Annotated in this window: 16 protein-coding genes and 1 pseudogene; 5 read left to right on the plus strand and 12 right to left on the minus strand. The window is 63.2% G+C overall.

Features of this window, described 5'->3' with window-relative positions:
- A pseudogene (locus GCT19_RS37560) lies at positions 1 to 144 on the minus strand (hydrolase); the annotation flags it as partial.
- 282 nt (positions 145 to 426) lie between these two features.
- Entirely contained in the window at positions 427 to 3,288 is a 2,862-nt protein-coding gene (locus GCT19_RS37565) for an ATP-binding protein (RefSeq protein ID WP_152854755.1), read from the minus strand.
- Between the two features lie 425 nt (positions 3,289 to 3,713).
- On the opposite strand from GCT19_RS37565, the gene GCT19_RS37570 reads away from it, so the two are divergent.
- From GCT19_RS37570 to GCT19_RS37585, 4 genes are all read left to right on the plus strand, one after another.
- Positions 3,714 to 4,622 carry an AraC family transcriptional regulator gene (locus tag GCT19_RS37570; RefSeq protein WP_018436560.1) on the plus strand — a complete coding sequence of 303 codons (909 nt, stop codon included), beginning with the start codon at positions 3,714 to 3,716 and terminating at the stop codon, positions 4,620 to 4,622.
- A gap of 260 nt (positions 4,623 to 4,882) precedes the next feature.
- Positions 4,883 to 6,310, plus strand: coding sequence for an ATP-binding protein (locus GCT19_RS37575; RefSeq protein WP_227749446.1), 1,428 nt, complete (start codon positions 4,883 to 4,885; stop codon positions 6,308 to 6,310).
- Positions 6,311 to 6,412: 102 nt separating this feature from the next.
- Complete coding sequence (locus GCT19_RS37580; protein ID WP_013092695.1) at positions 6,413 to 6,796, plus strand: response regulator transcription factor; 384 nt, start codon at positions 6,413 to 6,415, stop codon at positions 6,794 to 6,796.
- 53 nt (positions 6,797 to 6,849) lie between these two features.
- Positions 6,850 to 7,521: a response regulator transcription factor gene (locus tag GCT19_RS37585; RefSeq protein WP_013092696.1), complete on the plus strand. Its 672-nt coding sequence runs from the start codon at positions 6,850 to 6,852 to the stop codon at positions 7,519 to 7,521.
- Positions 7,522 to 7,556: 35 nt separating this feature from the next.
- Here GCT19_RS37585 and GCT19_RS37590 read toward each other — a convergent pair whose 3' ends face one another.
- Positions 7,557 to 13,088, minus strand: coding sequence for a trifunctional serine/threonine-protein kinase/ATP-binding protein/sensor histidine kinase (locus GCT19_RS37590; protein WP_152854757.1), 5,532 nt, complete (start codon positions 13,086 to 13,088; stop codon positions 7,557 to 7,559).
- A 284-nt stretch (positions 13,089 to 13,372) separates the two neighbouring features.
- Here GCT19_RS37590 and GCT19_RS37595 point away from each other — a divergent pair, with 284 nt between their 5' ends.
- A complete protein-coding gene (locus tag GCT19_RS37595; RefSeq protein WP_152854758.1) occupies positions 13,373 to 14,416 on the plus strand; it encodes an MBL fold metallo-hydrolase in 1,044 nt (347 codons plus the stop codon).
- Positions 14,417 to 14,484: 68 nt separating this feature from the next.
- On the opposite strand, the gene GCT19_RS37600 is transcribed toward GCT19_RS37595, so the two are convergent.
- From GCT19_RS37600 to GCT19_RS37640, 9 genes are all read right to left on the minus strand, one after another.
- Positions 14,485 to 14,802, minus strand: coding sequence for a DUF3331 domain-containing protein (locus GCT19_RS37600; RefSeq protein WP_227717752.1), 318 nt, complete (start codon positions 14,800 to 14,802; stop codon positions 14,485 to 14,487).
- 152 nt (positions 14,803 to 14,954) lie between these two features.
- Entirely contained in the window at positions 14,955 to 15,779 is an 825-nt protein-coding gene (locus GCT19_RS37605; protein WP_152854760.1) for an alpha/beta fold hydrolase, read from the minus strand.
- Positions 15,780 to 15,836: 57 nt separating this feature from the next.
- A complete protein-coding gene (locus GCT19_RS37610) occupies positions 15,837 to 17,315 on the minus strand; it encodes an alginate export family protein (protein ID WP_152854761.1) in 1,479 nt (492 codons plus the stop codon).
- 5 nt (positions 17,316 to 17,320) lie between these two features.
- The gene (locus GCT19_RS37615) at positions 17,321 to 18,214 is read right to left on the minus strand and encodes a VOC family protein (protein ID WP_152854763.1); all 894 of its coding nucleotides are present in this window, start codon (positions 18,212 to 18,214) and stop codon (positions 17,321 to 17,323) included.
- Positions 18,215 to 18,309: 95 nt separating this feature from the next.
- The gene (locus GCT19_RS37620) at positions 18,310 to 19,056 is read right to left on the minus strand and encodes a YoaK family protein (protein WP_026228916.1); all 747 of its coding nucleotides are present in this window, start codon (positions 19,054 to 19,056) and stop codon (positions 18,310 to 18,312) included.
- The gene (locus tag GCT19_RS37625; RefSeq protein ID WP_026228915.1) at positions 19,038 to 19,286 is read right to left on the minus strand and encodes a DUF1427 family protein; all 249 of its coding nucleotides are present in this window, start codon (positions 19,284 to 19,286) and stop codon (positions 19,038 to 19,040) included. The genes GCT19_RS37620 and GCT19_RS37625 overlap by 19 nt, the downstream gene beginning before the upstream one ends.
- Positions 19,287 to 19,345: 59 nt before the next feature.
- The gene (locus GCT19_RS37630; RefSeq protein ID WP_018436550.1) at positions 19,346 to 19,753 is read right to left on the minus strand and encodes a BON domain-containing protein; all 408 of its coding nucleotides are present in this window, start codon (positions 19,751 to 19,753) and stop codon (positions 19,346 to 19,348) included.
- A gap of 42 nt (positions 19,754 to 19,795) precedes the next feature.
- Positions 19,796 to 20,221 (minus strand): DoxX family protein, encoded by a 426-nt coding sequence (locus GCT19_RS37635; RefSeq protein ID WP_035491670.1) that lies wholly within the window; start codon positions 20,219 to 20,221, stop codon positions 19,796 to 19,798.
- A 45-nt stretch (positions 20,222 to 20,266) separates the two neighbouring features.
- Entirely contained in the window at positions 20,267 to 20,902 is a 636-nt protein-coding gene (locus tag GCT19_RS37640; protein WP_152854762.1) for a hydrolase, read from the minus strand.
- Positions 20,903 to 21,048 lie beyond the last annotated feature (146 nt).

A 21,048-nucleotide genomic window follows, 5' to 3' on the forward strand; every position in this document is an offset into this window, starting at 1 on the left:
GAACAGCCTGGCGGCCTTCGCGAGGATCTGCACGTTGTGCAGCACGGTGGTGCGCTCGTGCGAGTGCGTGCCGAAGAACATCTGCGGCTGGTGGTCGATCAGCGCGAGCGCGCAGTTCTCGGGGGTCAGCAGTTCAAAAGCCATGATTGCTCCAGTGAGGTACGGGTATGGACACGCGATGCCGCGCGCAGCGGTCATCGAACGCGTGCAGATTACGGATCGCGCGCCTTAAAGTCCTTGGGAAAACCTGAAGCGTTATGAACGCTTCAGGTCCGCCGAGGCGAGCGCGCGAGAGTGGACGTCAGTCCGGGAGGAAGGGGAGCAGGTCGGCGTTGATCTTGCCGACGTGCGTGCTGCACGATTTCGCTGAGTAGCAAACTACCGGGTCAGCCCGCGACTGAGCCTGAGTCACGAGCGATGCGCCGATCAGGCCGCGTACCCCTGAAGACGTTCGGCCAGACTCACGAGACGCTGAAAATCAGGCGCCTTCGATGCAACGTCGATCTGCTTGATCCGTTCATTAAGCAGATCTCTGGCGGCAGCAACTTCTCCCCGATCGAGCAGGTGTTCCGCAAGCTGATATTCGGCGCGCATTGCCCAAAGCGGTGCGCCGTCGGAATTCGCCTGCTCGATCGCAGCTCTGAGCAGGCGTTCACCTTTCTGTTGGCGTTGGGCGATTTCGGCTGCGGGAGCTTCGCCGAGTGCTGCACACTGCAATTCGAGCCAGCCCCGAACACGCGACAATTCAGGCACGTTAAAGCGATTGCCATTCGCCTTGGCAAACGCGAGCGCCTCATCCAGCCGTACCCTGGCCTCTTCTATGCGCCCAACCCGGCCCAGCGCTTCCGCATATAGCACATAGATTGGCATGACCACCCGCTGGAATCCGCGAGAAACGAGCCGCTGCAGTACGGGCTCCAACCGTTCGAGCACGTTGTCTTCTCGCCCTGCCATCACGTCTGCCTTGACGGCGAGATACTCCGCATAATCCCGCCAGTTATCGAGTCGATGACTTGCCGCTTGCGAGCGCAACAACGCCAGATAGTTCGACGCCGCCTGTTGCTCTCCAGATTCGAGCGCGACGGGTACGGCAATGAGTGCGAGTACGTGATTGAGCGACGGCTCGAGCATATCGCCGCGAATCCGGTCCAGCGAGCGTTCAACGAGTCGCATTGCGCGCTCGGGCTTGCACTGCAGCAAGGCGATCCGTGCCGCGGTGCCGGTCGCCCAGATCAGCGGGTCGATGGTCAGCCATGTTCCCGCCGAGATCGGCAGGCTCAGTCCGGCGATAGCTTCGATTGCCTGCTCCAATCGCTGACCGGCCTGTTCCTGCTCGCCCAGGTAGTGCAACGAAATTGCAATCATCTGCTCCGCGAGGGACTGCCGCCAGCGTGAGTCACCGCCCGAGACCGCATGCTGATAGCGCAATGCGTAGCGCATCGAGGTATGGATGTCGCCGGTCGTGAGCATGGTATTCCACAGGCCCCAAAGCGCATCGATGGCAAATTCGTCATTGCCGGTCGAGCGTGCGAGCCGCAATACACGCTCCCACAACAATGGCGCCCGAGCGACGTCCTCGCCGGTGTGAATCAACGACGCCGCGTAGACAGCGCACAATTTCATCTCGCACTCGGCATCGACGGCGCCGGGAGGCAGGCCATCCAGCACCGTCAACGCGCGTCGCGCCCGCTCGCAGCACTCTCTGACGTGGGAAGCCCCGAGCAACCGGCCGACAAGTGCGCCGGCGAGCGCCACGCCGAGCGCCGGGTCGCCTTCCGCGGAAAAGGCCCAGTCGTATGCGCTGCGTGCGTCATCCAGTGAAAATCGTGGGCTCGCGCCAGGCTCCTCGTCGTCGCCCGCAACGAACGGCCCGCTCCCTTCGATATAGCTGCGCATATAGCGCACGTGACGCGCTGCAATGATCTGGGACTCTCCTTCGTCACGCAGCTTCTCGAGCGCATAGGCGCGGGTACTTTCGGTGAGCCGATAAAACGCGATGGCCCCTCGAAACTCGACGTTCAGCAAAGACTTGGTAGCCAGCTCCGACAGACTCGAGATGATCACCGCAACCGACATATCAGGTTCAGCCGCGACTGCACATACCGCCTCGAAACTGAACGTGCTGAAAAAGCAACCGGTTCTGCGAAACAGCGCCTGCGACGCGCTGTCGAGCATCATGTAGCTCCAATCGAAGGTTGCCCGCAAGGTCTGATGGCGCGGCAAACCGGATCGCAACCCGCCGGTGAGCAGGTTCAATCGGTCATCGAGCCGAGAGGCGACACCTTCGAGGCCGAGCGTCGCCACCCGGGCCGCAGCGAGTTCGATTGCGAGTGGCAGCCCGCCAAGCCGGCGGCAAATCTCGGCGACAAGCGCAATGCTCGCCTCGTCGTGCGCGCACTCGGGTGCGAGGGTGAACGCGCGACGCAGAAACAGTACGACGGCCGAGCAACTGAGTATCGCATCGGTCATTTCTCCGCTCGCTGGGACGGCCAGCGGCTCGAGGCGCAGCACGGTTTCACCCCAGATATGCAGAGGCTCGCGACTGGTCACCACGAAACGCGCCATTGGGTTGCGCGCTACCAGCGCATCGACGAGGCTCGCGACCACATCGATCACGTGCTCCGCGTTGTCCAGGATGACAAGGCAATTGGACGCCGCGATGGCGGTCGCGATGGCAGCGTCGTAGGTATCGTCCGGGCCCATGATTACGCCAAGCGCTTCGGCCAGCGTCGCGAGCACCGTATCGCGCGATGATGCCTTCCACAGCTCGACGAAACACACATGACGTCCGTATCGGCTTTCCATCTCACTCGCCACGCAGCGGGCGAGGCAGGTCTTGCCAATACCGCCCGCGCCCACCACGGTGATGACGGCCGTCGAGCCGACCTGTTCGATTATTCGTGCAACCTCGCCTTCACGCCCGATGGGAAATTCACCGCGCGCTGGCGCTGCCTTCCCAGCGACCGCAAGACTGTCCGTGCCGCGCGCCGGAATACCCTCAGTCGGCCGAACAAGCACATAGCCGCGGCCGGGTACCGTTTTGATCAGATCGCGATCGGCACCCAGTAGCTTGCGCAGCGCAGCCATATGAACCTGAAGGCGATTCTCCTCGACGATGACGCCCGGCCAGACGGCGTCCATGATTTCATCCTTGGAGAGTACCGCGCCGCGGGCCCGGTACAACTCTTCGAGAATCGCAAACGCGCGTGCGCCCAGCCGTACAGGCTGCCCGTTCTGTCTGATTTCGCGCTGGTCGAAATCGACACTCAAAGTGCCGATCTCAATCATGGTCATCTCCACGCAGTATTGTCGTGGCTAAGCACTGGATGACTCGCATCAGGTTGAATTTCCATTCCGGGGAACAACAAACACATAGGCTTCGAAACCAGTCCGTACCCGTGCTCTCTGCATTTTCACCAATAAATTGTAATCAATCGTCATGCATACGTATTGAACAATAATCCACTCTGATCCCTGTCTTTTGAGCGCTTAGATCGCGACGAATCGTCTGCGTGCCAATCGGAGCGGGTACTCCGGCCGCCTTCAAAACACCTGTCGACGCAGCGAATCCCCCCAAAGCCGCCGATCCGATCTGCATTGCCGGCGCGTTTTGTCATGGTATAAATGTCACCCTTTTGATGGATTCGACGGAACCCGATTGGCGTTTTCCCGGATCATCTTGCCCAGGTTCTATTGCTATCTACTCGCCTCCTATGATTTCGCGCGAATCGCCCGCCAGCGTTCCGAAACTGCCAAAGGACAATCTGGGTTGCGTCGCGGGTAAGCTCAGCAAAGACTTCGAAGCAGTCGGCAACGATATCTCCTTCTACCGCAAGTGCATGGCCGAGCCTGACTTGAGCCGCATCGCCATGCCGGCAAGCGAGCGAGGCTTTCTGGTAGGGGTGTCGCTCGGCAACGGTCATCAGAGAAGGATTCTTCGAGGCGCACGCTCATTCGTCAGACGGTTTGAAATCGACTCCATATATATCCGGGATTTTTCTGAAGACTATCAAGCGGATATGTATGGGAATTTCGATTTCGTGCTCGTCGAATTGTCACGCTCGTTTTTTACTCGACTCGAAGATGAGCATCACGCGCCGGGTATCTCGGGCTTAATCTGCGCCAATGGGCAGAAAGATCCCGTATTAGGGCATCTTTCGCGCGCACTCACGGCAAGTCTCGAAGCGACAGACCCGCTCAGCCGACTTTTCGTCGAGCAGATGGGGCTTGGCCTCGGCACGCATATCGCGAGGCGGTACGGCAACTTTGCGTCAGCTGACGTGCGCGTCAGCCGCGGGCTATCCAGCGCCATCGAGGCTCGTGCCAAGGAGCTTTTGCTCGACAGCAACCGCGGCGAAATCTCCATCGCCGACATTGCGCGTGAATGCAACCTGTCGCGCGGCTATTTCATCCGGGCGTTTGCCAAGTCCACGGGCCGCACGCCACACCAGTGGTTGCTGGAACAACGCACGGAGCAGGCGCGCCAACTCCTGGAAGAGACCGATATGACGCTATCGGAAATCGCCGCGATTTGCGGGTTTGCAGATCAAAGCCATCTGGGCCGTGTGTTCGTCAAGCTAGTCGGCACAACGCCCGGAGCGTGGCGTAATCGCGCGGTCTAGGAAGACATCAGCGCCACTAACCTGATAGCCCGGGCGCGCTATCACGAAGAATTCAACCAGGCTTCAGAACAACGGCGAGCGGCCGAGGCGGCTTGTTGCCGATGGTTTATACCTATAGATAATGGCGTCTTTCCTGGTGCCGCCCTACGATTCGGTGCGACGTTCGAGAGCAGCGTGATTTCCACGATCACGCGCAAATCTGTAGTTCACCGCCGTTTGGCCAGATGCGCCATCCGGGCTTGCTGGAGGGGAGACGCATCATGTACGTTTTTGATCGAGTTGCGGTCTCCCTCGATGGACGCCAGGTGTTTCGGGACGGCCAGGCTCAGCCGATCGGCGCGCGAGCGTTCGATATCCTCGAACTGCTGATCCGGTCCGCCGGGAAGCTGGTCACGAAAGACGAGATCATGCGTCTCGTCTGGCCGACCACGTTCGTCGTCGAGAACAACATACAGGTTCATATTTCGGCGCTACGCAAGCTCTTTGGCGACGGTTGGATTCGCACTGTACCGGGACGGGGCTACCAGCTCCGCACGCCGTCCCAGATGACTGCGCCCCATGCAACGAGCCAGGAGCTTGCAGCAAAAGCGGTCGCCAGTGTCGTCACGCAGCGGTCGTGGCCGCTCGTTGGCCGCGATGACGACGCCAACACGCTGTACGAGATGCTGCAGCGCGGATCGCTCGTGACGGTAAGCGGCCCGGGCGGCGTTGGAAAAACGCGGCTCGCGTTGAGTGTCGCGAGAGCATGGGCCGACAGCAACCATTTCCAGGTATGCCACGTCGACTTCGCCGGCCACAGCACCCAGCACTCGTGTCTTCTCGCGGTACTCGAGATACTTGGCGGCGCTGCGGGCAGTAATGCGCCGACGATCGCCGATGTCGTGCAGACGGTGGGCGACCGGCAAATCGTACTCGTATTCGACAACTGCGAAAGAGTCCTTCAGGCTGTAGCCTCGCTATGCGAATGCATCGCGGCATCGAACGGCCATGCCGTCATTCTGACGACGAGCCGCGAACCGTTGCGCGCAATGGGCGAACGTGTCCACTCGATCTCGCCATTGACACTGCCCGAGGAAAACGCCGGCGAAGCGGAGACGCTCGCGAGCGGCGCTATCAGCATGTTCTTCGAACATGCGCGGGCCTCCGGAATCCGCTTTCCCGCCGACCCGGGAACGCTCAATGTGATTGCCGACATTTGCCGGCGTCTCGGCGGCTTGCCGCTCGCGATCGAACTGGCCGTCGCGCGGGCCGCGCTGCTGGGCGTGCAAGGACTCCTTCGCGAACTCGAGAAATCGATTCTGTGGCTCTCGGGCGGACTCAGAACCGCGCATCCGCGTCAAAAGACGCTACGCGCAACGGTCGAGTGGAGCTACTCGCTGCTCAGCGAGCCCGAGTGCGCGGTGTTGCGTCGGCTCGCCGTATTCCCTCGCACGTTCAATCTCGCGGGTGCCTGCGACGTCATTTCCTGTGCGGACATTGGACGGGACGCCGCACTGACCAGCGTCCTTAGCCTCGCGAAAAAATCATTGCTGACGTTGCATACCGAGGGTCCGGTCAAGAGTTACTCGCTGTTGCCGGTCGAGAGGGCCTACGCGATCGAGCGGCTGATGGAATCCGGCGAATGGCCCTGCTTCCGTTCCCGCTACGTGTCCTCGAAAGACAACGCACCCGCCAATTTCGCTTCCTGAGCCGCCGGAACACAAGAACACCACCAAACCATAGGATAATGGCGCCGAAGTGAAATCCGCTGTTTTTTCCGCCTATCAAATGGGCTCGAACCTCTATAATTCATGGCCATTGTGTACCTCGTCGACGACGATGCGTTGATACGTAGAAGTCTGGCGGGCTTGCTGAAATCCGCCGGTCATACGGCAACGTGTTTCGAGTCGGGAGAAGCCTTCCTCGCGTCGGAGACCGTGGCGCAGGCCTGCTGCATTCTTCTCGATCTCAAGCTCGGCGGCATGAACGGCCTCGACGTGCAACGGGCGCTGATCGAGCGTGGAACGGCGATCCCTGTCATTTTTATATCGTCGCACGGCGAAGAGGAAGTGGTCGACAAAGCGCTCCGGCAAGGGGCAATCGCCTTCTTCCACAAGCCGTTTTCGGTCGACAGGATATTGGCGTTGATTGATGAAATCGGAACGCGCCAACGCTCCGCTGCGAGCCCATCGTGAGCGAATGTCTGGCGCACTGTGATAACCGGTCCGTCCTCTCGGGCAACACGACTATGGGCGTTTCCGAATCTGCCGCGCGAACTGATCACGTGAAGCAAAGCGCCGAATCCATCGTTTATGTTATCGACGACGACGCAATCCTGCGGCGCTCGCTGAGTTCGCTATTGCGCTCGTACGACCTTCGCGTCGAAACTTTCGCGACGTCCCGCGAGTTCCTCGAATTTCCCCGCCCCGCTGTGCAGAGCTGCCTGATCCTCGACATGCAACTCGAAGACGAGGACGGACTGACGGTGCAGCAGAAAATCGGCAACGCGGGGCTCGGCATTCCCGTGGTCTTCATTACCGGCTACGGCGACGTCGCAAGCTCGGTGACCGCGATGAAAGGCGGAGCGTTGGACTTCCTGACAAAGCCGTTCGAGGACCACGAACTGCTCGATGCGATCCAGCGCGCGTTCGCGATCGACAAACAACGCCTCGAACGCGAGCGCTCGCTCGCGGAGGTATCGCGTGCTCATGAGTCGCTGACGCCAAGAGAGCGCGAAGTGATGACCCTCGTCATTTCCGGCCTGATGAACAAACAGATCGCCGCAACCCTGAACCTTCAGGAAATTACGGTGAAGGTTCATCGCAGCCAGGTCATGAAGAAGATGAAGGCGAGAACATTGCCGGATCTCGTTCGCATGGCCGAAGCGCTTGGCATCGAGCCCGCGGAAAAGACTTTCTGACGGCCGGGTGCGCGTTCAGCGCCGCACCGGTCGGATCATGCTCCGGCCGTGACGGGATGGCATATCTCCGCGGGCAGAGAGAACTGGAACAACGCACCGCCTCGCTGATCGGTACTCGCCCACAACCGTCCGCGATGTGCGCCGATGATCAACCGGCAAATCGCGAGCCCCATGCCGAGACCTTCGGCCTTGCTGGTGTAAAAAGGCTCGAATACCCGCTCGCTAATTTCAGGTGACAGACCCGGTCCCGAATCCCGCACCGCGATCAGCACCGAACCGGCACTGTCGGTTCGGGATCGAATCCACAGTTGGCGCGGCGTATACATCATGTCCTTCATCGCCTCGATTCCGTTCATCAGCAGATTGATCAGCACCTGCTGCAGTTGCACCCGGTCTCCTGTCACCAACGGCATCGACGGTTCCAGCTCGATACGAAGCTGAACGTGGTGTCGGACTATTTCGCCTTGAAGCAGTACCAGCGATTGCTCGATCAGATCATTCAGATCCACCAGCGTGGCGTCCGGCGAGCTCTTCTTCAGCAGCGCGCGCACGCCCGCGATCACCGCACTGGCGCGGTGACCACCCTCGACGATCCGCTCCACCGTCTCCTTCAATTCGCCGAGATCGGGCGGCGTGCGGGCCAGCCAGCGCAGCGCCGCCTTCGCGTCCGTGATGATCGACGCAAGCGGCTGATTGACGTCGTGCGCGATGGAGGCGGTCAGCGCATTCAGCGTGGTCACGCGCGTGACGTGCGCCAGATCCGCCTGCACCTGCTGCAGGTCTTCCTGAGCGCGCTTGCGCTCCGTCAGATCCAGCACGAAGGACACGCCTTGCTCGCCGCTCTCATCGAAATTGGCCGAGCCTAGAAGAACCGGTACATGGCTGCCATCGCGGTGAAGGAATTCGGTCTCGAACGGAGGCACGGTACCGTTCAGCTTGAACGCCTCCGCGATGCGCGTGTCGCCGTTCAGCCACCCCGGCGCGGTCAGGTCGGTCCAGCGCAGACGCTGCGACAGCAGATCGTCGCGCTCGTAGCCCACCATGCGCAGAAACAGGTCGTTGGCTTCGAGAATCCGGCCATCCAGATGCCAGATCCAGATGCCGATGATGTTCGCCTCGACAAGGCGATGAATCCGCGCTTCGCGTTGCCCCAGATCCCGGTATAGCCGGGTATTTTCGACTGCGATCGCGGCCTGTGAAGCAAGCAGCTTCAGCACGGCCGTCCTCGCTGGTACGAAAAGCCGCGCCGCGAGATTGTTCTCGAGGTAGAGCACGCCGATCAGCTTGGCTTGCGTCAGAAGCGGCAGGCACAGCACGGATCGGGCACGATGCCGGCGGATGTACGGATCGCCGACGAACAGACCTTCGACCGACGCGTCGTCGAGGATGATGTTCTCGTTGGTCCGCACCACGTAGTTGAGTATCGCCACGGGTATCGTATCGGGTTCGATCGGGCCGTCGCGCAAGGACACGATCACGGCGTCGCCGGCCGTGGTCGCCTCGGCCGCGACGCGCGGCTCGCCGTCGCGGATCAGAAGCAGCAGCCCGCGCTGTGCGCCGGCCTGCTCGATCGCGGTACGCATCAGCGTATTGAGCAGGTTTTCGAGGATCACCTCTTTGGATACCGCCTGCGAGACGGCAATGACCGTCGCCAGATCGAGATGTTCGACCGGCGCGCCGATCGTGCCGCCCGCGGTGCCGATCCGCTCGGTCTCCCGCAGATAGGGGTAGCGGGCTTCTAGCTGTTGGACTTTCCCGAGCGCCCCCCAGCACAGATAGCCCTGCCGGGCATCCTGCATATAGACGCGGGCGATCTTTTCGAAGCCGCGCTCAGCATAGAACAGCGCCGCGAGTTCATTGGCAAGCGCCTGATGATGGATCAGGTCATGGTCGCGCGCGAGACCGATTGCCTCTTCGTAGAGCTGCATCGCGTCGGCGGAACGCTGCTCGAGGCGAGCGATCTCCGCGCCGACCAGCGCGGCCTGGCTGCCGAAGTTCGGCTTGCAATGTTCCGCCCACAAAGACAATTGCTGATGATGGGCCGCCAGAATCCGCAGGTTGTCGGACCCGGGCTGCTGAAGTTCGGCGTGGCAAAAGGCTGCACGCGCGAGTGCCGCATAGAACTGATACTCGGCCTGCTCGTAAAACGACGGCGACGTCCAAAGCAGAGCCTCGGCGCGTTCGGCCGCGTCGCGAGCCGAAATCGCATCGCCCGCGAAGTAGCGCGCCTGCAACTTGCGAATCCAGTACCAGCAGAACGCAAAAGACAGGCTCGGATTGCTGCCGACCCGGCTCTCGAACTCCGCCTCGTTGAAACTCGCGTCGTCGAACACACCGAATGTCGGCGTCAGGCCCGCCAGCGTCCGCACCAGTTGCAGTTGCGGAATCATTCGATCGACGCCGAGACCGAAAGCCGTCTGACGCGCGAATTCGACGCTCGCCTCCGCTTCGCGTTGCACCTCTCTGAGCGGCTCGCCGCTTGCCAGCGAATGAGTCAGCAGGTTGTTGCGTATGAAGCACGCAAAGGTTCGGTCCGCGAGCTTCTCGGTCACATCGATCGCGCGCTGCAGGATGTCCCGGGCGTTCCGGATCGGTTCGGTCCATTGCATCACGTGCCCGCCGAACACCTGATAGACACGCGCGCGGATACGATCCTCGCCGTCCCGCTCAGCGAGCTGGAAACCGAGCCGGCCGAACCGGAAACCCGCCTCGCTGTGCTCGCGTTGCGGGACCAGAATCATGCTCAGCCAGGCGTACCCGAGGCATGACGCCTCGCCATTGCCGTATTCCAGACTGAGGTTGACCATCCGACCGATGACCAGCGCGCGCAGTGATGCGTCCGTGTACCAGGCGGGCGGCATCAGCGCGGTCAAGACCGCCATGGTGCCGGCGGCAACGGGATCGGTCATCTTCGGCAAATCGAGCAGAGACTCGATCGGCCGGTCGCCGAGCCGGCTCCAGATACCGTCGTACTCTCGTTGCACTTCGCCCGCGGACGGCTGCGAATCCCATGCAACGCCGGCACGCCGCAAATATTCCAAGCCCACCTCGACCGCGCGCTCGCGCCGCCCCAACGCCATCAACAGTTCGAGTCGCAACTGCGTGACCGCGGCGAGATCGGGTAGCCCGATTGCCCTCTGGGAAAGCGCGTGAAGCCGCCCTTCCGCCGCGTCGGAAGCACCCGTCAGGAACTCGCTCTCCGCGCGCCGCAACTCGAGCATGAAGACGAGTTCAGGGCGGGTTTCCCACGCGTTTTCCCCCAACAGCGCGCTGCCGGTGGTGAAATGCGTCAACGCCGCGAGATAAGCCGCGGATGCCATTGCGCGGCTGCCTGCCAGAAGATTCAGTTCGGCGAGCCGCTCCCGCTCACCGACCTCGGTGATCAATGCCGCGCCCCGGTTCAACTGGCCCACGATATCGAACACCAGCTCCCGCGCATGGTCGGGCGACAACTCCGCCACGAGGCGCCGGCCGATCGCCAGATGCGCCTCGGCGCGCGCCCATGGCGCAATCAATGCGTAGGCCGCCTCGTGCACGCGGTCGTGCAGGAATCGATAGGACGCGTCTTTGCGCAACACGAGCCCCGCGGTAACCGCTGGTCGCAGCGCCTCATCGAGATCCGCCAGCGTCCCGTGACGCGCGATGACGAGAACGTCGACCGGCACTTCGTTGCCAACGCACGCCATCAGCTTCAACACGTCCTGGGTTTGCTCGGGAAGACGTCCCAACCGGGTCAGCATCAGGTCGACGACGTTGTCGGTGAATCCCTTCGCGCGAATCTGGTCGAGATCCCATGACCAGCGGGCCGTCCGGTGGTCGAACACGAGCATGTCCTCGTCCAGCAGCGTGTTCAGAAAATGAATCGCAAAGAACGGATTACCGGCCGTCTTCTGCTGCATCAATTCCGTCAGCGCCGCGCTGCTTTGCAGGTCGCAACGAAGAACGTCCGCGACGATCTGGCTCATCTGATCGCTGCGAAGCCCTTCGAGCGCGATCGCGCTGACTCGGGTTCCTGCCCGGCGAATCGACGCCAGGCATCGTGGCAATGGATGGCCCGCTGCAATTTCGTTGTCACGGTATGCGCAGACGAACAGCACGTGCCTCAGTTCCGGATGCGTCGCCAGGTGCTCGATAAGATCGAGGGTCGCCGCGTCGAGCCACTGCACATCGTCGAGAAAGAGAACCAGCGGAGACTCGGCATGCGCGAACGCGCCGATCAGGCTGCGGAACGCAAGCTGAAAACGATGGCGGGCATCCTGCAAAGGCAGATCGTTGACGACCGGCTGTTGCCCGAGGATCAGTCCGATTTCGGGGATCAGCGTGGCCAGCAGACTCGCGTTGGGTCCCAGCGCGTCGTCGAGCACGGCGCGCCACGGAGCCAGTTCGGTTTCGCTGCGCGCGAGCAGCGGGCGGATCAGCGTCTGCAGCGCTAACGCGAGCGTCGAATAGGGTATTTCACTGCGGTACTGGTCCACTTTCCCGCTGGCAAACCGCACGCGTTGCATGCCGATCTGCCGTTGAAATTCGGTCACCACCGCCGTCTTGCCGACTCCCGCATAGCCCGAAATCAGAACGAGTTCCGGCTTGCCTTGCTGCTCGACGCGTTCGAAAGCCGCGAGCAGCGCTGCGATTTCCGACTCGCGTCCATAAAGGCGCGTGGGAGCCATCAGGCGATGCGCGAAATCCTGTTGTCCGAGCGCAAAGGTTTCGATGCCTCCATCGGCGCTCTGGCTCGCGCGGCAGCGGCGCAGATCGGCTTCAAGACCCGCCGCGCTTTGATAGCGTTCATCGGGCGTCTTGGCGAGAAGCTTCAACACGACGTCCGACAGAGCGACGGGAATCGTCGGCAGACGTTCGACTGGCGAGACCGGCTGTCGGGCGAGATGGCTGTGCACCCAGTCCGCCGTATCGCCGGCGCTGAAGGGCAATACGCCCGTCAGCATCTCGTAGAACATCACGCCGAGCGCGTACAGATCACTGCGAGCGTCCACCGGCCGGTTCATGCGCCCCGTTTGCTCCGGCGCCATGTAAGCGAGGTTGCCCGTGACCGCACTGACCTGTGAATGCGCTTCGACACCGCGGGAAATCCGCGACGCGACGCCAAAGCCGGTGATGGCTGTCGTCCCCGCCGACGCGTCCGTGAAGATATGTGCGGGCTTCAGATCCCTGTGGATGAGCCCGCGCTGATGAATCTGGCTCAGCGCCGAAGCGATGCCGATCGCACGGTCCAGAAACCGGTCTGTTTCCATGGCGGCGCCCAGCAGCGCCGTGAGCGGCTGACCGCCCGGGTCCCTCAGCAGCAGCACGGTGTGGCCCTGTTCTCGCAGCAGCTTCAGTGGCGTGGCGGCCCAGACGCCGACCAGTTCGTCCCTGAGTTTGTACTCGTGCGTCAGGCGCGCGGCGCTGGCAGGATCGGCGCGCGATGCGGAAATCCACGCGGCCAGCACCGCTTCGCGGCGACCGTCGGGCGCGAGATGCCAGCCGCGGCCAAGCGCGCGATCGCCCTCTTCGAGCACGAACTGCAAATACACCTTGTCGCCGGAATTGAAAAAAAAGGACGGGCTCATCAACGGACTCTCGCACCTTACCGAGGGAAGCTCACGCACTCGATCGGGTGCGATCGGGAAAGTGTCGTGCCGAATGGTCTTCGGGAATGTCGACGGCATTATGCCAGTCGGCTTCAACTCCGAAGCGCAGTCCGGTCCAAAACCTGAAGAGTTCTGAACGGCAGCTTAAACGTCCTGCCCGCGACGAAACTTTAAGAACGCTTCATTAGGCATCGAGCCGGTTCGAATTCGAGAATGAGTGAGGCGCACGTTGCGCAACCTTCCAACCACCCGAAGCAACCACTATGCATACCCAATCTTCAGTCTTCCCTGCTGTTCCACACCGCGAGCATTCGCGCGCGGCGCTGACATTCTTCGCATGGCTCGCCGCACTGCTGGTTTCCCTTCACGCCGCGCTCGCGCATGCGGCCGCACCGCAGGTCGGCACGCAAGGCCCCGGCTTCTATCGCATGATGCTGGGCTCCTACGAAATCACGGCGCTGCTCGACGGCACACATCCGTTTCCGGTCGACACCGTGATGACGGACGTGCCGCGCCGCGTGATCGACCATGATCTCGCGGAAGATGATCTCGCGTTGCCGCTACAAGGTTCTATCAACGCGTTTCTGATCAACACCGGCAGCCAGCTGATCCTGATCGATACCGGCGCGGGCGTGCTTTACGGCGATTGCTGCGGCCATCTGCTCGCGAACCTGCGCGCCGCCGGCTACCAGCCTGAACAGGTGGACCAGGTGCTGCTCACGCATATGCATAAAGACCACGTTGGCGGCGTGATTCGCGCCGGCCTGATGGCATTTCCCAACGCAGTGCTGCGCGTGTCGCAACGGGAGGCCGATTACTGGCTCGACGCCGGCAACAAGAAAACCGCGCCGTCGTTTCTGAGTTCGTTCTTCGATTCGGCGGCGCAATCGGTGGCCCCCTATATCGCAGCGGGACGTTTCCGGCCGTTCGACGGCGACGCCGCGATCGCGCCCGGTGTCAGCGCACTCGCCACGCCGGGTCACACGCCGGCACATACGGGCTATGTCGTGAAAAGCGGGCAGCAGACGCTGATCGTCTGGGGCGACATCATCCACGTCGCGGCCATCCAGTTGCGCGACCCAAGGGCTTCCGTCGAGTACGACTCGGACGCCGCCGCGGCCAGGCAGTCCCGCCTCGCGTTGCTCGACCGTGCGGCGCGCGAACATGACGTGATCGCGGCCGCGCATATTTCGTTTCCGGGTCTCGGGCACGTGCGCAAGGAGGGCGGCAGCTACGTGTGGATTCCGCTGAATTACGATGCGGACCCGGCAAGCCACCCCGCGACCGCCGTCAAGGCGGCGCCCTGAAGTAGACGCGCGAGCGCGCGTCAGAGAAAGCGCCCGGGACGCTGGCAACAGCGCCCGGCGCGCGGCGCTCAGCTATTGCGCGCCGGGTAAGCACGCATCGCGGAGGTGCGGATCATCGCGTCCGCATTGACCGCGTCGGTGCGACCGCACGGTTTGAAGATCTCGTCGCCACGGCTGATCGGCTCGCCGCTCAGCGCGCAAACGCCCGACTTGCGGGCGCGCACCAGACGCCACAGCTGCGCGCCGTAATAGCAATTCGTCGAATCGCGCCACTCGATCGTGGCGCTCGTCATTGTGGGCCGTTCGACCACGATGATGGTCGCGTGACCCCCCCCGGCTCGCGTGGCCGAGCGATCGGCATGGCGAAGCTTCGTTGAGAGAGACATCGGCTGTTCATCGCCGGTCCGCTCGACTCTCGCCAGCGAACCTACGATTCGAGCCCACGTGTCCTGTACTTCCATTTCTACGAACATCGTCGTCACTCCGTCTCTGAACGTCTATCGGGGGATCAAATGCGCGGCTGAACCAGGCCGCCAGCTCAGGCGGTCGCCGCAAATGCGAGCAGATCGCGGTTCAGGCGTTCCGCGTGGGTCAGCATCAACGCATGGGGCGCGCCGTCATAGACGTCGAGCGTGGCGCCTTTGACGAGCCGCGCCGCCGCGCGCGAAGTCAGATCGAGCGGCGCGGTCTGATCGTCGCCGCCATGAACGAACCACGTGGGAATATCGATTCGCGCGAGATCGGCGTGGAAATCCGTGGCCGAAAATGCCGTCACGCAGTCGATCGTCGCCTTCAGAGAAGCCTGCATCGCCATGTTCGAGAGCCAGTCGTGCACCGGCTTCGTTACCGCCGAATCGGGCCGGTTGGCGCCCGTGACGAGCGGGTTGAAGGCATCGACGAAGCTCACGCGGTCGCGGCGCAGCGCGTCGCGCATGCCTTCGAATACCGTAGGGTCGACGCCCTCCGGGTTGTTCTCGCTACGCTGCAGGCCCGGCGTCACCGATCCGATGAACACCGCTCGTGAGACGCGGCGGGTCCCATGTCTTGCGATGTAACGCGCCACTTCGCCACCGCCCATCGAAAATCCGACCAGCACCGCATCCTCGAGCGCGAGCGTCTCCAGCACCGCGTGAAGATCGTCGGCAAGCGTGTCGTAGTCATACCCTGTCCACGGCTGAGCCGAGCGGCCGAAGCCGCGGCGGTCGTAAGCCACGGCACGAAACCCGTGCGCGGCGAGATGCAGCATCTGCGGGTCCCACATGTCGGCATTGAGCGGCCAGCCGTGAATGAACACCACGGGACGTCCCGCGCCCCAATCCTTGTAGTAGAGCGACGTGCCGTCGGGCGTGTCGATAAATTTCATATGCGTTTCCTCATTCGTTTGAACGTGCTCGCGGCAAGCTGCGCGCGAGCCGCGTGATTACCAGCCAAACTTTGCTTCGACGCCGACGTAGTCCGCGTTGCGCGCGCCGAGCGCGCGGATCGAATCGCCGACTTCGAAGTGCACGGCTTCGAGCGCGAGCGCGACGTTGTCGTTGACGCTCCAGTCCGCTCGCACCTGTGCGTACATGCCGGTCCAGAGATTGCCCTTGCCTGCCGTGCCTGGCACCGTCGCCATGCCCTGGCCGTAAATCGCGTCGGCCGTGGTATCGCGCCACTGGAAGCCGAGCGCGGTGAGCAGCGTCACCTTCGGCGCCAGCCTGAAAGTGACCGACGGCTTCACGTGAATCAGGTTGCTGTATCCGGTGTAGCCCGCCAGCGTGAAGTAGTAGCCGTTGGGAAAGAGCGGATTGAAGGTCTCGACGCGGCCGTCGCCGGGATGCCGGTCGCCCGACGCGCCGTCGACCTGCAGGCCGATGCGCGGCTTGCCCGGCAACGCGGCGAACGTGTAGCCGCCCAGCGCGCCGAATGCCCACGCGCCGATCGTGTCGGTGCCCACGTGGCCGGTTTGCAGCATCGCTTCCACGTCCCAGTCGAGCGATGCGTTTTTGCCCGTGTAGCGCGCGTCGAACACATCGCGCCGCTCGGTGCCGGCCGCGTCGAGAAACCGTGCGTTGTCGCGTGTGTAACGCGACCAGTAAGCGGACAGATCGCCCGGCCCCACGCTCGCGCGCTCAACCCGCACGCCACTGAACGTCAGGTGACCGTTCGACACGTCGTCGAAAACCCGCTCGTCGCGATACTGGACCGGTTGCGTCAGATAACCGATGAAGCGCCACTTGCCAAGCTCGTAGTCGGCCCACAGCGCATCGAACGCCTGGCGCACGTTCGGACCGTCGCGCACCGAAACGAAACGCTGCAAGTCGAACGCCATTTCCTGACGACCGACGCGCGCCTTGAAGGTACCGGGCCCCACTCCACCGACGAACGCGATGAACGCCTGCTCGGTGTCGAGCGGATTGCGGTCGACGGGCGTGACCGAATCCTTGCCGAACGGCCGCGCATCGACGAGCTGGAAGAAGGCCTGCACGTGCGAGCCGAAGCGCGCGTCCGCATGCACCTCGGCACGCTGGATCACCCAGCTGTCCGGCGTCTGGCTCCCCAGGCCGAACAACGGCGTGTTGTTCAACTCGAAGCGCTCGCGCAGATTGGCGCCGAGCGACAGATACCAGCTGGGGTCGCCCGACAGCGGAATGTACTTCAACGCATCGAGCGGCTTGCGCGGCACGCACGGATTCGCGAGCGCACCCCAGTCCTCCTGCCAGCGATTGAACGAGGGAACCGGGCGTTGCGCATCGCAGGCAACGGGCGATGCGGCCACCGCCTGCGCGGTCTGCGCATGCGCCGCGCCGGCCTGCAAGCCTGCGCACGTGGCGAACGCGGCGAACGTGACGTTCGCGCGGACCGCACGCGCGAGCGCCGTGCTGCGTTTGGCGCGTGATAACTCGCGAGTCCTCATGCCACTCACTTCGCGCGCTGATGCAGTTCCGCGACATAGCCGCCCGGAAACTCGACCATCGCCGTGCGGCCTTCGACGTTTTGTGCCGACGCCTGTAGCACCTTCACGTTGGCTGCCTGCGCCTTTGCGAGCGTGGCGTCGAGATCGCCCACCTCGTAGCCGGTGGTTTCTCGGCCATACGGGTACGGCAACTTGCCGTCGGTGACGAACACCAGCATGTTGCCGAAGCCTGACCGGATTCGCGCCCGGCGGATCGTCTCGCCCGGCTTGCCGATCTCCGCGCCATCCGCATGGCGGTTATCGGAAACGATCTTGCCGTGCGAGAAGCGCACGAAGCGCTTGATGAAGTCCTGCGCCTGGTACTTCGACACATAGACGCGATTGTCCGGCACGTGTTCGAGCGGCGCATACGATGGCGCCTTGGTGTGCCAGTACAGCTGCATCGTCAGACCGCCCGGCCACTGAATGATCGCGTCCTTGCCGATCGGATCGTCGAACGGTTCGACGACCACGTCCGCGCCCGCTGCGTGCGCGGCACGCACGGCCTTGTCGATATCGGTCACGAGGTAGCCCGTGCGTTCTTTGCCGAACGGGTAAGGAACCGCCGTCTGGAACGCGAATACCGACAGCATGCCCACCGGCGTCTGCACGTATTGCGAAGCGGTTTTGCTCGGCGTGGGCGTGACCGTGAATACCGCGCGCGGCGAGGCCTTGCCGCCGAAGGTCGCGACGAAGCTGCTGACGAATGCGTCGATGTCTTCGTTCGACACATAAACGTGCGTGGTGTCGTATTGCGGACCGACCGACACCACCGGCGCAACCGCCGTCGCCGGCGAAGCGAGCGGGTACTGGCCGTCGTCGGCGAAAGCCGGCGCGCCGGGCAGCGCTGCGCCGAGCATCGCGAGCGCAATGGTTAGGGATCTCAAGGGACGATCGAGACGAATGAGTTTCACGTGAGGTTCCTGTTGAAAAAGAATGCGATCAGCCCGCGGGCTCAGAGCGTGTCTTTCGAATCGGCCTTGCGGCATGCCAGCGTCGCTACCAGCGCGAGCAGCGCGAGCGGCAGCAACAGCGCCCAGAACGACGCGGCGAGCCAGCCCGCCGCCCCTGCGCCCGCGCCGGCCGCGAACGCGAGCACCGGCGGCAGCGTGGTCGCGAGGCGGCCCCGCGCGAGCGCGCGTTCGGCCTCACTGGTACCCAGCGCGAACAGATCGAACACGTCAATCACGGCCTGCGTGACATTGCCGGTCATCACGGTATTGGCGACCACGCTGCGCGCGGTCAGCCGGCCGTGCGCGTTCTGCACGCCCATCGAGGCTGCACCGAGCAGGCCGCAGGCGATCGTCAGCGGCGCGTCTGCGTTGACGATGGGTACTGCAAAGAGACCCGCGCCCATGAACGCCGCGAGCAAGACGATTTGCAGAAAATAGAGCGCGCCAACGCGCACGCCATGCGCGCGCTGACGCAGCCTGTCATCGAGCAGGCGCGCGCCGACGATGCCCGCCACGAAGGCGGGAAACGCGAGCCACTTGATCAGCAGTCCGCTGCCCGCGCCCGCGAGCCCCGAACCAATCAGAATGAAATTGCCGGTGACGTGCGCCGTGAACAGCCCGAACAGCGCGACGAATCCGAGCGTGTCGACGTAACCGGCTACGAACGCGAGCACGGCGTTTTCGCCGCGCAGCGGCTCGAGCGCCGCCTTCGCGGACGCCGAGCCCACCTCTATGGCTGCTTGCTGCATGACGAGTCGACCTTGTTGGCGCAAGTGGCGGCAGCCTCTTGCGGCGCGCTCGAGGTTTGCGCCTGCGGTGCGCGCCATTGCGCCTGTACGAATGGAATCGCGTGTTCACCGATCACGATGCCGAGCAGGCCGGCCAGCGCGATCAGCGGCGGTGCGGGCGACTGCACGCGCGCGAAGTAATAGAGCAGACCGACCACGAGGCCCGCTCCCAGCGAGATCAGATATGTCATGTTGCGTTCCTCGTGCTTCGCGTCCGCGCGAGGCGGACGCATGCTATACAGCCGTCGGCTCAATGACCCGCGGTCGCGATGGTCAGACGGTTCGTCACGCCGGTGACGCCCGCGACCTGCTGCGCCTGCTGCTGCGCGAGGTCGATCTGCGCCGCCTCAGGCACCGAACCTTCCAGCGTGATGGCGCCGGACTTGGCGACAACCGTCATGTGCGAAGCGTCCACGCCGCCTGCCTTGACGATCGCCTTGCGCACGTTGGTGGCGAGATGGCGGTCGGCGGCACGCTCGGCCTTCTTTTCGGCCTTGCGCTGTGCCTTGGCCGGATCTTTCGGCGCGGCGGGATGCGCCTGAACGGGCGGTACGTAGGCGACTGCCGCGTCGTCGGCGAACACGCTGCCCGCGTAGCCCGCGAACAGAACGATGGCGGCGAGTGCCGTGGCCGGCTTGAGTTTCGAATGCAGTTTCATCGAGTCGATCTCCTTGTTGTTTGGCGAACCCGTGGTCCGCCGTTAAAAGTTTGACGTGCGCGCGTCCGCGGGAACGTCCCGGTTCAACGTGATCCGGTAGCGCCCGGCTCCGCCGATCGCGACCGTGCCGAACAGGATCAGCAGCATCCACGCGAACTGAGCCTGCTCGAGACTCCAATCCGGATGTACGAGGGTGAGCGCCACCACGGTGACGACCAGAATCGGCAGTGCGGCGAGCCGCGTGAAAACGCCGACGATCATCAGCACCGGACACACGACCTCCGCGAAGATCGCGAAGGCCAGCGTGAAGGCGCTGCCCAGGTGCAGCGGGTCCTCGATCGCGCCGAGCTGCGCCCTGATGTGCAACATCTTTGGCAAGCCGTGCACGATCAGCAGAAGCACGCTCGCGCTCACGCGCAAAAACAGCAGCGCGACATCGGCGGAGTTGGAAGTATCAGGACGTTTCATCGTAGTTTTCATCGCAGGTCTGCGCGGCCCGGAACGCGAAGCAGCTCAAGCCGCTTCGCTCGCGTGTTCGCCGAGGATCTGCTTCGCGTAACGCACGCCGATGCCGTACGCGCTGTGCGCCTTGAAGATGTCCATGCAGCCTTCGTAGGTCTCGCCGCGGGCCCAGTCGCGTTGCAGTTCGCACATGAACTGCAGCGAGGTCATCGGCACCGCGCCGGCCTGGATCACGCGTTGAATCGCGCGCTCGTGCGCTTCTTCGGTGATGTCGCCGCACGCGTCGGTCGGCACGTAGATCTCAAAGCCTTCCGCGAGCATCTGAACGGTCGGGAACGCCACGCACACTTCCGTCCACAGACCCGCGATCACGATCTTCTTGCGGCCCGTGGCCTTGATCGCCGCACGGAAACCCGCGTCTTCCCACGAGTTCATCGAGGTGCGATCGACCGGCTTGACCTGCGGGAACACCTGCTGCACTTCGGGCAGCAGGTGGCCGCTGAACGAGTCCGCGGCGATCGTCGTGAGGACCGTCGGCACCTTGAACAGCCTGGCGGCCTTCGCGAGGATCTGCACGTTGTGCAGCACGGTGGTGCGCTCGTGCGAGTGCGTGCCGAAGAACATCTGCGGCTGGTGGTCGATCAGCGCGAGCGCGCAGTTCTCGGGGGTCAGCAGTTCAAAAGCCATGATTGCTCCAGTGAGGTACGGGTATGGACACGCGATGCCGCGCGCAGCGGTCATCGAACGCGTGCAGATTACGGATCGCGCGCCTTAAAGTCCTTGGGAAAACCTGAAGCGTTATGAACGCTTCAGGTCCGCCGAGGCGAGCGCGC

It is taken from the genome of Paraburkholderia atlantica, from assembly GCF_009362785.1.
Lineage (GTDB): Bacteria > Pseudomonadota > Gammaproteobacteria > Burkholderiales > Burkholderiaceae > Paraburkholderia > Paraburkholderia atlantica.

What these genes read in the sequence shown, in the direction of transcription:
- GCT19_RS37635 (WP_035491670.1), bottom strand. Translation starts at nt 20,221, where the DNA reads ATGAAACGTCCTGATACTTCCAACTCCGCCGATGTCGCGCTGCTGTTT.
- GCT19_RS37615 (WP_152854763.1), bottom strand. Translation starts at nt 18,214, where the DNA reads ATGCTCGGCGCAGCGCTGCCCGGCGCGCCGGCTTTCGCCGACGACGGC.
- GCT19_RS37620 (WP_026228916.1), bottom strand. Translation starts at nt 19,056, where the DNA reads ATGCAGCAAGCAGCCATAGAGGTGGGCTCGGCGTCCGCGAAGGCGGCG.
- GCT19_RS37600 (WP_227717752.1), bottom strand. Translation starts at nt 14,802, where the DNA reads ATGTCTCTCTCAACGAAGCTTCGCCATGCCGATCGCTCGGCCACGCGA.
- GCT19_RS37585 (WP_013092696.1), top strand. Translation starts at nt 6,850, where the DNA reads ATGGGCGTTTCCGAATCTGCCGCGCGAACTGATCACGTGAAGCAAAGC.
- GCT19_RS37595 (WP_152854758.1), top strand. Translation starts at nt 13,373, where the DNA reads ATGCATACCCAATCTTCAGTCTTCCCTGCTGTTCCACACCGCGAGCAT.
- GCT19_RS37610 (WP_152854761.1), bottom strand. Translation starts at nt 17,315, where the DNA reads ATGAGGACTCGCGAGTTATCACGCGCCAAACGCAGCACGGCGCTCGCG.
- GCT19_RS37590 (WP_152854757.1), bottom strand. Translation starts at nt 13,088, where the DNA reads ATGAGCCCGTCCTTTTTTTTCAATTCCGGCGACAAGGTGTATTTGCAG.
- GCT19_RS37640 (WP_152854762.1), bottom strand. Translation starts at nt 20,902, where the DNA reads ATGGCTTTTGAACTGCTGACCCCCGAGAACTGCGCGCTCGCGCTGATC.
- GCT19_RS37625 (WP_026228915.1), bottom strand. Translation starts at nt 19,286, where the DNA reads ATGACATATCTGATCTCGCTGGGAGCGGGCCTCGTGGTCGGTCTGCTC.
- GCT19_RS37605 (WP_152854760.1), bottom strand. Translation starts at nt 15,779, where the DNA reads ATGAAATTTATCGACACGCCCGACGGCACGTCGCTCTACTACAAGGAT.
- GCT19_RS37630 (WP_018436550.1), bottom strand. Translation starts at nt 19,753, where the DNA reads ATGAAACTGCATTCGAAACTCAAGCCGGCCACGGCACTCGCCGCCATC.
- GCT19_RS37570 (WP_018436560.1), top strand. Translation starts at nt 3,714, where the DNA reads ATGATTTCGCGCGAATCGCCCGCCAGCGTTCCGAAACTGCCAAAGGAC.
- GCT19_RS37575 (WP_227749446.1), top strand. Translation starts at nt 4,883, where the DNA reads ATGTACGTTTTTGATCGAGTTGCGGTCTCCCTCGATGGACGCCAGGTG.
- GCT19_RS37580 (WP_013092695.1), top strand. Translation starts at nt 6,413, where the DNA reads ATGGCCATTGTGTACCTCGTCGACGACGATGCGTTGATACGTAGAAGT.
- GCT19_RS37565 (WP_152854755.1), bottom strand. Translation starts at nt 3,288, where the DNA reads ATGATTGAGATCGGCACTTTGAGTGTCGATTTCGACCAGCGCGAAATC.